Annotated in this window: 16 protein-coding genes; 9 read left to right on the top strand and 7 right to left on the bottom strand. The window is 36.6% G+C overall.

Translation table 11 applies throughout. The features are described from left to right. Positions 1-82 precede the first annotated feature (82 nt). The 5 genes from P0092_RS04245 (at position 83) to P0092_RS04225 (ending at position 1942) form a co-directional block, all read left to right on the top strand. On the top strand, positions 83-325 hold the full coding sequence (locus tag P0092_RS04245) for a phage tail protein (protein WP_004621159.1): 243 nt from the start codon (positions 83-85) through the stop codon (positions 323-325). Between the two features lie 72 nt (positions 326-397). Further along, positions 398-652, top strand: coding sequence for a phage tail protein (locus tag P0092_RS04240; protein ID WP_004621157.1), 255 nt, complete (start codon positions 398-400; stop codon positions 650-652). A gap of 29 nt (positions 653-681) precedes the next feature. Continuing rightward, positions 682-942 (top strand): phage tail protein, encoded by a 261-nt coding sequence (locus P0092_RS04235; protein ID WP_004621155.1) that lies wholly within the window; start codon positions 682-684, stop codon positions 940-942. A gap of 31 nt (positions 943-973) precedes the next feature. Further along, positions 974-1219, top strand: a complete 246-nt coding sequence (locus tag P0092_RS04230; protein ID WP_004621153.1) for a phage tail protein — start codon at positions 974-976, stop codon at positions 1217-1219. Positions 1220-1342: 123 nt separating this feature from the next. Next, positions 1343-1942 (top strand): nitroreductase family protein, encoded by a 600-nt coding sequence (locus P0092_RS04225; protein ID WP_004621151.1) that lies wholly within the window; start codon positions 1343-1345, stop codon positions 1940-1942. 25 nt (positions 1943-1967) lie between these two features. Here the strand turns inward: P0092_RS04225 and P0092_RS04220 are convergent, their stop codons facing one another. Together P0092_RS04220 and P0092_RS04215 are read right to left on the bottom strand one after the other, a co-directional pair. Further along, positions 1968-2522, bottom strand: a complete 555-nt coding sequence (locus P0092_RS04220) for a hemerythrin domain-containing protein (protein WP_004621149.1) — start codon at positions 2520-2522, stop codon at positions 1968-1970. A 1-nt stretch (position 2523) separates the two neighbouring features. Further along, positions 2524-3165: a hypothetical protein gene (locus P0092_RS04215; protein WP_004621147.1), complete on the bottom strand. Its 642-nt coding sequence runs from the start codon at positions 3163-3165 to the stop codon at positions 2524-2526. A gap of 139 nt (positions 3166-3304) precedes the next feature. On the opposite strand from P0092_RS04215, the gene P0092_RS04210 reads away from it, so the two are divergent. The 3 genes from P0092_RS04210 (at position 3305) to P0092_RS04200 (ending at position 6023) form a co-directional block, all read left to right on the top strand. After that, on the top strand, positions 3305-4120 hold the full coding sequence (locus tag P0092_RS04210; RefSeq protein WP_004621144.1) for an alpha/beta fold hydrolase: 816 nt from the start codon (positions 3305-3307) through the stop codon (positions 4118-4120). A 289-nt stretch (positions 4121-4409) separates the two neighbouring features. Further along, the gene (locus P0092_RS04205; RefSeq protein WP_004621142.1) at positions 4410-5918 is read left to right on the top strand and encodes a sodium-dependent transporter; all 1509 of its coding nucleotides are present in this window, start codon (positions 4410-4412) and stop codon (positions 5916-5918) included. Next, the gene (locus P0092_RS04200) at positions 5919-6023 is read left to right on the top strand and encodes a MetS family NSS transporter small subunit (protein WP_004621141.1); all 105 of its coding nucleotides are present in this window, start codon (positions 5919-5921) and stop codon (positions 6021-6023) included. A gap of 164 nt (positions 6024-6187) precedes the next feature. On the opposite strand, the gene P0092_RS04195 is transcribed toward P0092_RS04200, so the two are convergent. From P0092_RS04195 to P0092_RS04175, 5 genes are all read right to left on the bottom strand, one after another. Then, positions 6188-7777 (bottom strand): IS1182 family transposase, encoded by a 1590-nt coding sequence (locus tag P0092_RS04195; protein WP_117407395.1) that lies wholly within the window; start codon positions 7775-7777, stop codon positions 6188-6190. Positions 7778-7906: 129 nt separating this feature from the next. Further along, on the bottom strand, positions 7907-8137 hold the full coding sequence (gene tlp / locus P0092_RS04190; RefSeq protein WP_004618630.1) for a small acid-soluble spore protein Tlp: 231 nt from the start codon (positions 8135-8137) through the stop codon (positions 7907-7909). A 33-nt stretch (positions 8138-8170) separates the two neighbouring features. Continuing rightward, positions 8171-8497 carry a hypothetical protein gene (locus P0092_RS04185; protein WP_004618633.1) on the bottom strand — a complete coding sequence of 109 codons (327 nt, stop codon included), beginning with the start codon at positions 8495-8497 and terminating at the stop codon, positions 8171-8173. Positions 8498-8623: 126 nt separating this feature from the next. Then, positions 8624-9382 (bottom strand): acyl-CoA dehydratase activase, encoded by a 759-nt coding sequence (locus P0092_RS04180; protein WP_004618635.1) that lies wholly within the window; start codon positions 9380-9382, stop codon positions 8624-8626. Next, the gene (locus P0092_RS04175; protein ID WP_004618637.1) at positions 9379-10380 is read right to left on the bottom strand and encodes a 2-hydroxyacyl-CoA dehydratase family protein; all 1002 of its coding nucleotides are present in this window, start codon (positions 10378-10380) and stop codon (positions 9379-9381) included. Before P0092_RS04175 ends, P0092_RS04180 begins: the two co-directional genes overlap by 4 nt. Positions 10381-10646: 266 nt before the next feature. On the opposite strand from P0092_RS04175, the gene P0092_RS04170 reads away from it, so the two are divergent. Continuing rightward, the gene (locus P0092_RS04170; RefSeq protein WP_004618639.1) at positions 10647-12188 is read left to right on the top strand and encodes a glycosyltransferase family 39 protein; all 1542 of its coding nucleotides are present in this window, start codon (positions 10647-10649) and stop codon (positions 12186-12188) included. The last annotated feature ends 2 nt before the right edge of the window (positions 12189-12190 follow it).

Here is a 12190-nt window from a genome sequence, read left to right as displayed (position 1 = left end):
CATTATTTATGACATTCTATTGACATATTTTTACACGATAATATATAATATACAATATACTAAATCAGCGAGAGGTGTTTATATGGAGACGATGTTAGGTGAAATAGAACTTTTCCCGTTTACCTTTGTACCGCGAGGTTGGCTTCTGTGCAATGGCCAGTTATTAAGCATCGCACAAAATCAAGCACTGTATTCGTTACTGCGAAATTCTTATGGCGGCGACGGAAGAACAACCTTTGCCCTGCCTAATTTATTAGGCACAGAGCCTATACCGAATACAAAGTTTTATATAGCAATACAAGGTTTTTATCCTACACAGGGTTAGGTTGCTTGTTAATAAAATTTAAGCTTTAAAAAAATTTATTTTAGCCGTTCTGCGGCTCAGGAGGCTATTATTATGGATTTTCCTTTTATAGGTCAGATTCAGCTTTTTGCCTTAGGCTTCGCTCCAATGGATTGGAAGTTATGTGATGGAACGGTGTATCCAATTGCACAGAATCAGGCATTATATGCATTAATAGGAAACAAATTTGGCGGTATAACCGGTCAGACCTTCGCCGTTCCGAATCTGCTAAAAGCCAGTGCGTATCAAGCATCTCGCCCCATGGCGTATTATATTGCTATGACAGGCTTATTTCCTACACCTAATTAAGTAGTTATATTTTCAGGGAGGTTATTATAATGGATTGTCCTTTTCTAGGTCAGATTCAACTTTTCGCCCTTGGATTTCAACCACTAGGTTGGCAATTATGCAATGGTGCAACATTACCAGTAAGTCAAAATCAGGCATTATATTCATTAATCGGTAATAAATTCGGAGGAGTCCCAAATTCAACTTTTGTAGTTCCAAATATGCTAAAGGCGAGTGCTTATCAGTCTAAGTCACCGCGTCCTATGGCTTACTTCATTGCGATAGAAGGTTTATATCCCCAAAGAAGTTAAAAATGAAAATTTATTTATGGAGGTTATTATAATGGATTGTCCTATTATGGGTATGATAAAACTCTTTCCGTTTTCCTATGTCCCTCGTGGGTGGGCCATTTGTAACGGTGCAATTTTAAACATTCAATCAAATACTGCCTTATATTCACTGCTGGGAGTTCAGTTTGGAGGCAATGGCAGTACTACGTTTGGACTGCCTGATTTAAGAGGTGCGGAACCAGATTCAAATACTGCCTTCTGCATTGCAACTGAAGGATTATATCCTGAAAGACAATAAAAACAGTTTTTATGGATAGTTACCTTATTATTGTAAAAAATATGTTTATTGATATGTTAATGTTGGTAAATTAAACACATTAATATGTTAATAACAGATTTAATAATAAGGGAGGAAGTTATATTGTCTAAAAATTTTTATACAGCAGTAAAAGACAGGCGCACATACTATGGAATTGATAAGCAGATTCCTGTTTCCGATGAAAGGATTCAGGAGATTATTAAAGACGCGGTTCTCCACACGCCTTCAGCCTTTAACAGTCAAAGTGCAAGAGTTGTATTATTATTGGGAGCGAACCATGATAAGCTATGGGACATAACTAAAGATACCCTCAGTAAAGTGGTGCCGCCTGAAAACTTTTCAGCAACAGAGCAAAAAATCAACTCTTTCAAAAGTGGCTATGGTACTGTTTTGTTTTTTGAGGATAACTCAGTTGTCGAATCACTACAACAGCAATTTGCAGCGTACAAGGATAATTTTCCCATTTGGTCAGAGCAGTCAAGCGGAATGTTGCAGTATGTAGTTTGGACTTCTTTAGAAATTGAGGGCATAGGAGTTTCTCTTCAGCATTATAACCCATTGATAAATGATGCGGTCAGAACTGAATGGAAAATCCCGCTGAACTGGAGGCTTGTTGCCCAAATGCCTTTTGGAAAACCAACTGCATCGCCTGATGAAAAGCAATTTCAGCCAATTGAATCAAGATTTAAAGTTTTCAAATAAAAAAACCGGCTATTGCCGGTTTTTTTTATAATATCTTTTGCTCAAATTCTTCTATCATTTTGAGGTATTTCTCCTGTAAATGTTGTTCCTGCGCTTTGTTTTCTGCCTTTTCACATTCATAGTTCAGTTTGTCCATTGTTTCTTTAACAAGGTTGTTTCTTGCAAATGTGTATACTACTCCGTCTTCTTTTTCAATATGCCTGTAAAGCAGGTGTGTATATGAAACGGCATTGGCAATTATATCAAGCCTTGATTCATCATCACCTTCCATAACTCTTTTTACAGCAGCTTCAAGTTCCTGCATATGAAGCCGTCCTAGATCATGTTCAACAAGCATACCATGTCTTACAAGCTTTTGTGCAGCCGGCCCCATTTCTTTTTCCATCCTGTCAAAAAGTAGTTTTTCCTCCTTTCCGTGGTGGTGAGCATCTGCATAATTTCTCACAAAATCAATCATTGTGAAAAAATCCTCATACCTAACCTCTTCACCCTTTAAAATCTTGTAACAATATGCACGAATGACTTTCAGCATACGCTTTATATTTTTATGTTCATCAACCATTAAATCAATACAATCCATATTATCTTCCTTTCTGCTTACGGGATATACTGTGTGTATTATCAACTGACCTTACATAAGTAAAATCATGGTTCAGCTCTTCTACGAAGGCTTTTACCCAAGTCTCTCTGAGTTCATAAAAAATATTCACATCTCCCTCAACCTTTTTCCAATATGGAGCATGAAGGCATATTGTTGATTTCCATACAAATTCATTGTCATCGGAAGATAATATTTCATTTACACGGTCACAAGGCATTCCCTCTAGGATATAGTCATTCAATGCGTTAAATACGTCCTCCGGTACAGATGTTTCTCCTTGATAATCCTCAGCGGCAGCTTTTCCCTGATTTTTGTAAATCCCGGTCAAAGCCTTCATATAATCAACATTTCTGTTTAATACCTGAGTTATAATAGCTGCCTGCCTTAGTTCAGCACTTTCTATCCTTTCCTGAAGCCACGCGTGTATGTTTGAGGTATCAATCAACTGCTCCAATGGCTCAGCCCCCAAAGGAGGGCCATACTTTTCATTTATATCCTGAACCCATGTGCCTATGGGCAGCTCCTCTTCCTGAGCCCATTTAATAATATCCAACTCGATTTTTTCATACCAAATAATCTTGTTATAAAGCCAGTAATGTATCTTACCAAGAAATAGACTCATATTTTCCTCCGTTAAATTTTATATTTATTTTCTATTAGTTATTTTGTTCTCAAGTGCTGATTTTTATTTAACACACTCAATTAATACATTTTGAATATTATATTATAGAATTTCTTGTACTTTATTGAAAGGAAAAATTATGGAGTACACTGTTAAGACAGAACAGGATGTAAATATTTATGTAAACGACATCAATCCTTATGGTAAAAAAACAATTCTTTTTGTACACGGTTGGCCTTTAAGCCACCGGGCATTTGAGTATCAATTCAATGTGCTTCCTAAAATGGGCTACAGATGTATTGGTATAGATACGAGAGGCTTCGGCAATTCAAGTAAGCCTTTTTGGGGTTATGACTATAACAGATTGGCTGAAGATGTACGTTGTGTAGTTGATGCATTGAAGCTTAGAAACTTCGTTCTGGGAGGCCACTCAATGGGAGGTGCTACTGTTATACGCTATATGTCGCTGTTTAAAGGATATGGCGTTTCAAAACTGGCACTGTTCGCTGCAGCTGCACCAAGTCTGACTATGCGCCCTGACTTTCCTTACGGTCTTCCTAAAGAAGATATAACAAAAATAATTCAGAGTATATACGACAATCGCCCCCAAATGCTTCTGGATACTGCACCGATGTTTTTTTATAAACCTGTAACCAAGGCTCTATCCGACTGGTTTTTCCAGCTTGGCTTTGAGGCCGCTAGCTGGGCAACGGCAGAGTGCGCCAAAACCTTCCGTGATGAAAGCCTTTTTAATGACCTTCCCCAAATTCAGGTTCCCACCCTGATACTTCACGGCATACATGACCGTGTTTGTCTGTTTCCACTGGCGGAAGCCATGAACAAGGCAATAAGAAACTCAAGGCTCGTACCCTTTGAGTATAGCGGACATAGTCTGTTTTTTGAGGAAAAAGATAAGTTTAATATGGAATTAGTCAAATTCGCCGACCAACTTTAGCATAAGTTTAGTATAAGACTGATTCTTGGAGTTGTCGCAAAATTAAATTCTATCCTTTTTGCAACAGCTCCAGTTATTTTTTTGTATAACAAATAATAATACTCCAATTAATGTATTTTGTTAATTATTTCCTAATAGCAATTATTAATTTCTAATTGAAATATTTTTTCATCCTTGCTATTATTATCTAGTCACGATATTTAGGGTAGTAAACTGTTAGAAGACAAAAGTGACTATAATCATTTTTATTTATTTAGGGAAAAAATATATTAATAAGGAGTGTATCAAAATGACACAAAAGAGGGATCAGTGGGGGTCTAAAGCCGGATTTATCCTTGCTGCTGTTGGCTCTGCTGTGGGGCTGGGCAATATATGGAGATATCCGTATGTACTCTATTCCAACGGCGGAGGTGCTTTTCTAATTCCATATTTCTTCGCCATACTAACTGCCGGAATACCGCTAATGATTATGGAATATGGGTTAGGACACAAATTTAAAGGTTCTCCGCCCTTAGCATTTGCCAGAGCAAACAAAAAATGGGAGTGGCTGGGCTGGTGGCCTAGCATTAATTCATTTATTATATTAACATACTATACCTTGATACTTAGTTGGGCCGTCAATTATCTGTTTTTCAGTTTTAATCAGGCTTGGGGCTCTGATACAAATTCATTTTTCTTCAAGAACTTTTTAAAAATGACAGATAGTCCTTTCAAGCTTGGAGGCTTTGTATGGCCTGTATTTGTGGGTATTACTATTATATGGCTGATAAACTGGCTTGTATGTTTTAAAGGAGTTGCAAGCGGAATAGAAAAGATAAATAAGATTTTGCTTCCTACCCTGGTAATTGCAATAATAATTATTGTTATCAGAGGAGTAACTCTTCCGGGGGCAAGTCTTGGACTGAACAAACTTTTTACACCGGATTGGTCAAAAGTACTTGAGCCAAAAGTCTGGATAGCTGCATATGGACAAGTTTTCTTTTCATTAAGCCTTGCAATGGGAATTATGGTAACTTACTCCAGTTATCTTCCAAAAAAGACAGATATCAACAACAGTGCATTTATGACAGCTTTTGCCAACTGCGGATTTGAATTCTTGTCTGCAATCGGTGTTTTCGGAATATTAGGATACATGGCTTCTACTCAGGGTGTAGGGGTAGATAAGGTTGCTTCACAGGGTATCGGACTTGCATTTGTAGTTTTCCCTAAAGTATTTACGGTTATGGGAGGTATAGGTAAGCTATTTGGTATATTATTCTTTCTATGTCTTGTTTTTGCCGGAATAACCTCTTCCATATCTCTGGTTGAAGCCTCTTCCTCCGCAATGATTGATAAAACTGGAGCCGGAAGAAAAAAAGTTGTTTCTTTAGTTTGCCTTGTTGGGTATTCCATAAGTATAGTTTATTCTACAGGGGCAGGACTATACTTCCTTGATATTATAGACAACTTTATTAATTCATACGGAATCGTAACAGTTGGCTTACTTGAGGCAATTACTATAGGATGGTTGTTCGGAGCTTCCAAGATAAGAGAACATACCAATCCTATTTCCTATTTTTCTATAGGGAAGTGGTGGAATGTTATGGTAAAATTTGTAACTCCATCAATTTTGACCTTCATGATTGTTTCTAACATCATAAATGAAGTAATAAAACCATACGGAGGATATTCTCAAAAAGCACTGATTGCCTTCGGTTGGAGTGTAATAATTATCGGAATTGCTCTATCTTTGATATTGTGTCAAAGACCTTGGAAGGACAGAAGTATTACCTCTTATAATCCTGAGGAGGTGAAGTAGATGACTGCTACGTCCATAGCTTTCTTTCTATTTGGTGCTATTTTCCTCTGGGGAGGACTCGCTGTAACAATCACCATTGCAGTTAAAAATGAAACTAAAAAGTAAATAAAAAAGGGAGTGTCGCAAAACTACTTAGAAAGTAGTCAGTGATGCTCCTTTCTTTTGCTCCAATATATATTATTGCTAAATTGTTGATTATCCTGTAGGATATTCCTGATTTTATTGAATTTGAGCGCACTTTAATAGGCCTATTAGATTTCGTTGGAATTTTAGCAGGCTTTTATTTCATGAAGTTCTTTTCCACATCGGTCATTTTGAATTTTGGAGTGTAGCTTGTTTATGTTATAGCCAAAACACAACAGCATAAATTCCGTTTTGACACTGGTTCTCCCTCTAGTTAAAAATCGTTTAAAATTATAGTCACTTTTTAGAACCCCAAAGGCTCCTTCAACTTGGATGGAACGATTTACTCTTAGAAGAATGCCTTTTTCCGTCAAGATGTTTTCATAAGATTTTTGTCTCTTTTTTACAAATGTTTTAGATACCTGCATTTTGCGATTTCCTTGGGCTTTTGTACACTTAGACTTATAGGGGCAATTACTACAATCTTCACATTCATATATGCTAATCTCGGAACGATATCCTGTTGCAGATTTTCTATGAGTTGTTCCTGACATTTTTAATTGTTTTCCATTATGGCACGTATACTCATCTTTATCTTCATCATATTTCATATTTTCACGTTTGCTGATATCTTTCTTGAAACTTTTCTTCTTCCATATCTTGTATGTTTGAGGTTTTATGTAGCTTTGCTGTTGCTTTTCTTCCAAGTACAGATAGTTTTCTTCGCTCTCATAGCCAGAGTCTGCAATTATATTTTCATAACACCTTCCTAAGTTTGATTCCATACTTTTTAGAAACGGGATCAGTGTAGCAATGTCATTCCTATCCTGAAAGACTCCAACGCCGGTAACATATTCGCTTTCTACACCAATCTGTACATTGTAAGCAGGTTTTAGCTGAGCGTTACGCATGTGATCATCTTTCATGTGCATGAATGTTGCATCAGTATCCGTTTTAGAATAACTGTTTCTCCCCTCGAACAGCCGGTTATGAGCATTGTATTTTTCCTGACGTTCTTTAAATTCCTTAAGCTGCTCTGTGAATTTCTGTACTTGAGTTTTACGTTTACCGATTCCATGAACGAATTCTATATTGTCTTCTTTTTGCTTATCCTTTAAATATTTAAGGACTTGCTCTAAATCCGCCAGTATACTATCTTTTGATACTGAAAAGTTAGTTAAATATGACTGGTTTATATCCACTAAGCAAGCTTTGATTTTCTCAAACATCTTTGCTTCGTTTTTATTGACTACTTTCTTCCATACAAAGGTATAGCGGTTTGCATTTGCTTCAATTTTAGTACCATCCACAAACAGGTTTTCGAATTTGACTTCTCCTATAGAATGCAGGTGCTGAACCATTTGATAGAATAGGTCTTCTATTGCTTCTGGAAGATAATCCTTGCGAAATCTGGCTATAGTTGAGTGGTCAGGCTTTGATTCCCCTTGGAGCAGCCACATGTAATTAATATCTCTTTTACATGCAGTTTCAATTTTTCTGCTTGAGTATATGTTATTTGAGTTTGCATATGTTATTATCTTGAACATAGTCTTTGGGTCAACTGCCGGTTTTCTTCCCGTAGAAGAGTAAGCCTTATACAACTTTGTGTAATTCAATCCCTCCAATATTTGGCTTAGCAGTCTGACAGAATCATCTTCAGGTATTAACATCTCCAAATTTAAAGGCAAAACTAATTGATAGTATCCGTTAAATCCGGTATAATTTTTATGTTGGATAAGTTTTTTCACAAATTAAATTATACAACACTTGCGGGCCCTACGGGACCCGCATTTTACTATTTTAGGTACAAAAAGGGGACTGCTGCACAGCGAATAAAATTTATTCATTGTGCAACAGCCCCTTTTTTATTTACCCCTGCGCTTCTGGTCTAGGGCTTCATCTCTTATTTCTGCCCTGAAGCCTTCAAGTGCGTCACGTCTTCTGTCATTTTTCTCTTCAAGGGTTTTTGCCATTTTACTGTCATCAGTTTTTTCAATAAGTTCATCAGCTAATTCAATATTCTTAATTGTATAATTGATGTTTGCTTGTATTCTCTTTACATTATCGCTTCTGTCATCCGGTTTAGGCTTATTCATATAAAATATCCTCCCTTTTGATTAACAATATTTTTAGTCTTTGTCATCATCAATCTTAATTTCTATTGCTCCTGATTGTTCCATTACCGACTTTACTTCCTGAGCTTTGTGCCTTGCAGCTTTTACAAACACTACAATCCCGCTGTCATGATTCAATTCATTTAAACTTTCTAAAAAAGACTTTAACCTTCCTGGGTCATCCTGCTCTGTTTTCACAGTGGCACTTATATGATTATCTATTGCATCAGCATTCATGCTCTTAAACTTGGCTTCATCGAAACTGCTGATTATCATATCATGCCTGTTGATTCCGCTGTTTTTAAGAGAATCAACTACACCGCCTACCTGACCCGGCTCCAAAAATCTACCTATAATTTTAATAATAAATCCCTCCCTGCTTGCTGTGCCGTGGTAAGAGAACTAATTAAAATAGATTCATTCTTTTATATTGTGTCCAAAAATTTTTTTTGTAAAAAGGTAAAAAAATCAAAAAAGCGAACCATAACTGCAACATCCGATTGCACCGTTAAACTGCGGTTCTTTAAGCATTATTACTTCATCAAAATCCTTTGTAAGGTAGTAAGCAAGTGATTTGCTTTTTGCCACACCTCCCGACATTACCAGCCTTTTTCCTTTAAATTTAAAAAGTAAGGGTCTAAGTTTTCTGTAAAGCGAATAATTTACCCCGGCGCATAATCTCTCCATTGAAACCCCTTCGGCTATTTTACCGATTAGTTCCGATTCTGAAAAAACAGAACAAGTAGAGTTCAGTTCCACAGGCGCTTCAAAGTATTCTGTCAATTTTTCAAGCGGAATTTCCAGAACCATGGACATATTTTCAAGATATCTTCCACAGGAGGCAGCACACTTGTCATTCATCTCCAAATCAGTTATAAGACCTTTTTCAACCTTTATCACCTTCACATCCTGTCCGCCTACATCCAACAGGATAAATTCCTTCAAGTCTGTCTGATAAATTGCTCCGTACACATGAGCCTTTATTTCCGTTATTTGTCTGAACTTACTTATGTCCGTGTTATTTCTTCCATAACCCGTTGATACTGCAACCACGTCTTCACTAAATCCAAGGTTTTTTATGTCTACCTCAAGTTTTCCATTCTTATATAGACAGTAGTTTTTATAAAAAGTCATTGTACTTATTTTTTGTTTATGTATAATTGAATTTTTATCCATGAGAACTATTTTTACTTCCCTGCTGCCCAAGTCAATTCCAAGTATTTTCATTGCTTTAGCCCCCTTAAATCTACAAGCATATCCAGAAAAGCTTCAAGTCTCAGTTTTGTCCGGGAATCCAGACAATTGGACTTGTCTCCCTCTATTGTGAATACAGGAATATCAAGCTCCTGTTTTATTACTATATCCTGTATGGCTCTGTGACAGAAGGACTGAGTATAATGAATAATACCGTCAAGCCTTCTTTGTCTTATCTGTTTTTTTATTTCCAAAAGTCTGAAGTTCAAATCATAGGGATATGTATAATCATAATACTGCTCATATATATCTTTGGCTTGTGCTGCCCTTGGAAAGGAAAATTCTCTTTGCACTTCATTATATACAAAACAGGCATTAAACCTTTCGGCATACTCAAATACATCACAAATCATTGGCGGTACACCTATATAACCAAGTCTCAACAACTGTTTTCTCGGTTGCCTTTTTGATATTTCACTTATTTTTGCTTCAAGCAATTGTCCACATTTTTGAGGGTTGCCGTCAAAATCGCTTAAAGTTACCTGTGATATATGATTTTCAAAGCCTGTGGCTTTATTGTCTATGTAGGTAAGCTCATCAATAGCTTTGGCGTATTTTCTTATGGTGCTTAAAGACGTTCTGACGGCTTCCGTCTGCTCTAGACTGACATTAAAAGCTTTCATAAATTTATTCATTTCTATGGTTATATCACTAACGTTGTGAGATGCAGGATAAGAGAAGTGATACACTTTTATTCCCCTTGTCTTTAGAACCTCAAGCAGTGCTCCCGTGTTGGAACAGTCCCCCTCCTGAACTCCCACAATTTCACTTATGCCACAGCGAAGGCAGGCTCCGTAAATCCCTTTTATCCATGCACAGGAGCTTTTGGGAAAGCCGTCTCTTTCGGCTCTTTCGATATCCTCTGAATAGCTGTCTCCGGATATAAACACATTATTCAAATCAATTACCTTGCAGTTAGCTGCAAGCAGTATTTCTACAGGAACTGTAGTAGTAATTCCAATTTTTCTCATACAAATATCCTCCAAACATAAAAAAGGGCATATGCCCATGTGTAAACAAAATAAGCTATCCTTACGATAGCAGGCCCGTAGTTTTGTTTACAGACAGGATGGTTACGAACTGTCCTTATGAATTTATTGTAATTGTAGCAGTATGCTGTAAGCAAAGTCAATGATTTCAATATATCAAAATTTTAACACGTATTTAAAAAGCTCTACAGGTCATAATAAAACAGCAGGAAAAATCATTTACATATATTCACTTGGAGGGATAGAACTTGAAAAAGATAGCTGACAAAATGAGATATCTTGTCTTTACCTTTTTGTTGCTGTTTTTTTCATTCCTGTGGCTGTTGACTCTACTTCTCAGGGCAAAGTCAAATCCTCTTCCAATAATATTACCTCAAAAGCCATTAATATTAATTGTCCTTTCAATACCTGTATTTTTGCTTCTATTTATATTTTTTAGTGTAGGGCATATATTGACTCAATTTAATGAGAAAAAAACTATATTAACCATCCTATCAATTTACTTTACTGTACAGGTCTTATATATTTTATTGTTTCCAGTAAATGCCTATGAAGATGCTGCTATTGTAGAAGGCTTTGCAAGGGAATTTCTCCATGGCAAGTTTTCTTCTCTGGAAGTAGGTAACTATCTTGGATATTATCCCAACAACATAGGTATTACATTGCTTTTTTCTTTTCTTTATTTACTTTTTCCAGATAACCTACTTACTCTGAGGTTTTGCAATGTAATATTTTCAACCTTGACTGCCTGGCTGACTTACAAACTGTATAAAGAGCTTTTCCCCGATGAAAGAAATTCTTCCTGTGGTGTACTATTAATGGCTGTATGTTTTCTGCCGGCAATTATTTTGAACAATCTTACATACGGCGATACTATGAGTACTTCTCTTTGTACGGCAGGACTTCTCAACTCAGTAAAATTTGTAAAAACTTCTCACACGAAATACATGATATACACTGCATTACTTCTTATGCTGGGAAACTTTACAAGAAGTGTTGCTCTGTTGTTTTTGCTGGCAGTTTTGGTTTACTGGACACTAAACAGCAAGTTTTTAAGGAGTACACTAAATTCAAAAAAAGTCATTGCAGGAATTATTTTAGCAATACTGGTATTTTCACTACCTTTGAGATTATTCAGTTTTATAGGTTTTAAAAGCGGTATTATAGCCGAACCTGTTGGTACTCATGCAAATCCAGTATGGAGGTGGATTAACATAGGTTTCCCCTCTGACAGTAAGCTGGGCTATTGGGACGGGGGACGTAATACAACTATATTTGTTTCACGCTACAAGTGCGACCCCAAAAAAGCCTCAAGATATTTTATACACGATGTAATTGATAAGTATCAGACCCTAGGCATAAAAAACACATTGAAAGGATATGCTAAAAAAACCTTCTGGACGTGGACAGAAGGCACCTACAATGTTAATTTTTACGGTTTAAGCCAAACACTAAAACCTGAGAATTTCAAGCTTTATGATACTCCCCTCATAAAATATGCTGAACCTGATGACGCTATATTCAGAGGGGCTCTTGACTGGTATTTACACACCTGCAACTGGATAACTCTGGCCCTTGTGGCATATTATCTTTGGTACTGTATAAGGTATAAGGATTTCAAAGCTGAGCTTTTGGTTTATACCATATTATTTTATCTGGGGTTTTATTTTTTCTGGGAAGTGAAATCAAGATATCTGTTCGGGTTATGCCCTATTTTAATAGTATTATCATATAATTCAATTGGACTGATTGTGAAAAAGGGTCAGCGAAAGTTTCTCCGCCAACCCTGAGT

Source organism: Ruminiclostridium papyrosolvens DSM 2782, assembly GCF_029318685.1.
Classification (GTDB): Bacteria; Bacillota; Clostridia; order Acetivibrionales; family DSM-1351; genus Ruminiclostridium; species Ruminiclostridium papyrosolvens.
The sequence above is the reverse complement of the archived record's forward strand: the minus strand, read 5'-3'. Positions and strand labels throughout refer to the sequence as shown.

What these genes read in the sequence shown, in the direction of transcription:
- P0092_RS04245 (WP_004621159.1), top strand. Translation starts at nt 83, where the DNA reads ATGGAGACGATGTTAGGTGAAATAGAACTTTTCCCGTTTACCTTTGTA.
- P0092_RS04240 (WP_004621157.1), top strand. Translation starts at nt 398, where the DNA reads ATGGATTTTCCTTTTATAGGTCAGATTCAGCTTTTTGCCTTAGGCTTC.
- P0092_RS04235 (WP_004621155.1), top strand. Translation starts at nt 682, where the DNA reads ATGGATTGTCCTTTTCTAGGTCAGATTCAACTTTTCGCCCTTGGATTT.
- P0092_RS04230 (WP_004621153.1), top strand. Translation starts at nt 974, where the DNA reads ATGGATTGTCCTATTATGGGTATGATAAAACTCTTTCCGTTTTCCTAT.
- P0092_RS04220 (WP_004621149.1), bottom strand. Translation starts at nt 2,522, where the DNA reads ATGGATTGTATTGATTTAATGGTTGATGAACATAAAAATATAAAGCGT.
- P0092_RS04215 (WP_004621147.1), bottom strand. Translation starts at nt 3,165, where the DNA reads ATGAGTCTATTTCTTGGTAAGATACATTACTGGCTTTATAACAAGATT.
- P0092_RS04210 (WP_004621144.1), top strand. Translation starts at nt 3,305, where the DNA reads ATGGAGTACACTGTTAAGACAGAACAGGATGTAAATATTTATGTAAAC.
- P0092_RS04205 (WP_004621142.1), top strand. Translation starts at nt 4,410, where the DNA reads ATGACACAAAAGAGGGATCAGTGGGGGTCTAAAGCCGGATTTATCCTT.
- P0092_RS04200 (WP_004621141.1), top strand. Translation starts at nt 5,919, where the DNA reads ATGACTGCTACGTCCATAGCTTTCTTTCTATTTGGTGCTATTTTCCTC.
- tlp (WP_004618630.1), bottom strand. Translation starts at nt 8,137, where the DNA reads ATGAATAAGCCTAAACCGGATGACAGAAGCGATAATGTAAAGAGAATA.
- P0092_RS04180 (WP_004618635.1), bottom strand. Translation starts at nt 9,382, where the DNA reads ATGAAAATACTTGGAATTGACTTGGGCAGCAGGGAAGTAAAAATAGTT.
- P0092_RS04175 (WP_004618637.1), bottom strand. Translation starts at nt 10,380, where the DNA reads ATGAGAAAAATTGGAATTACTACTACAGTTCCTGTAGAAATACTGCTT.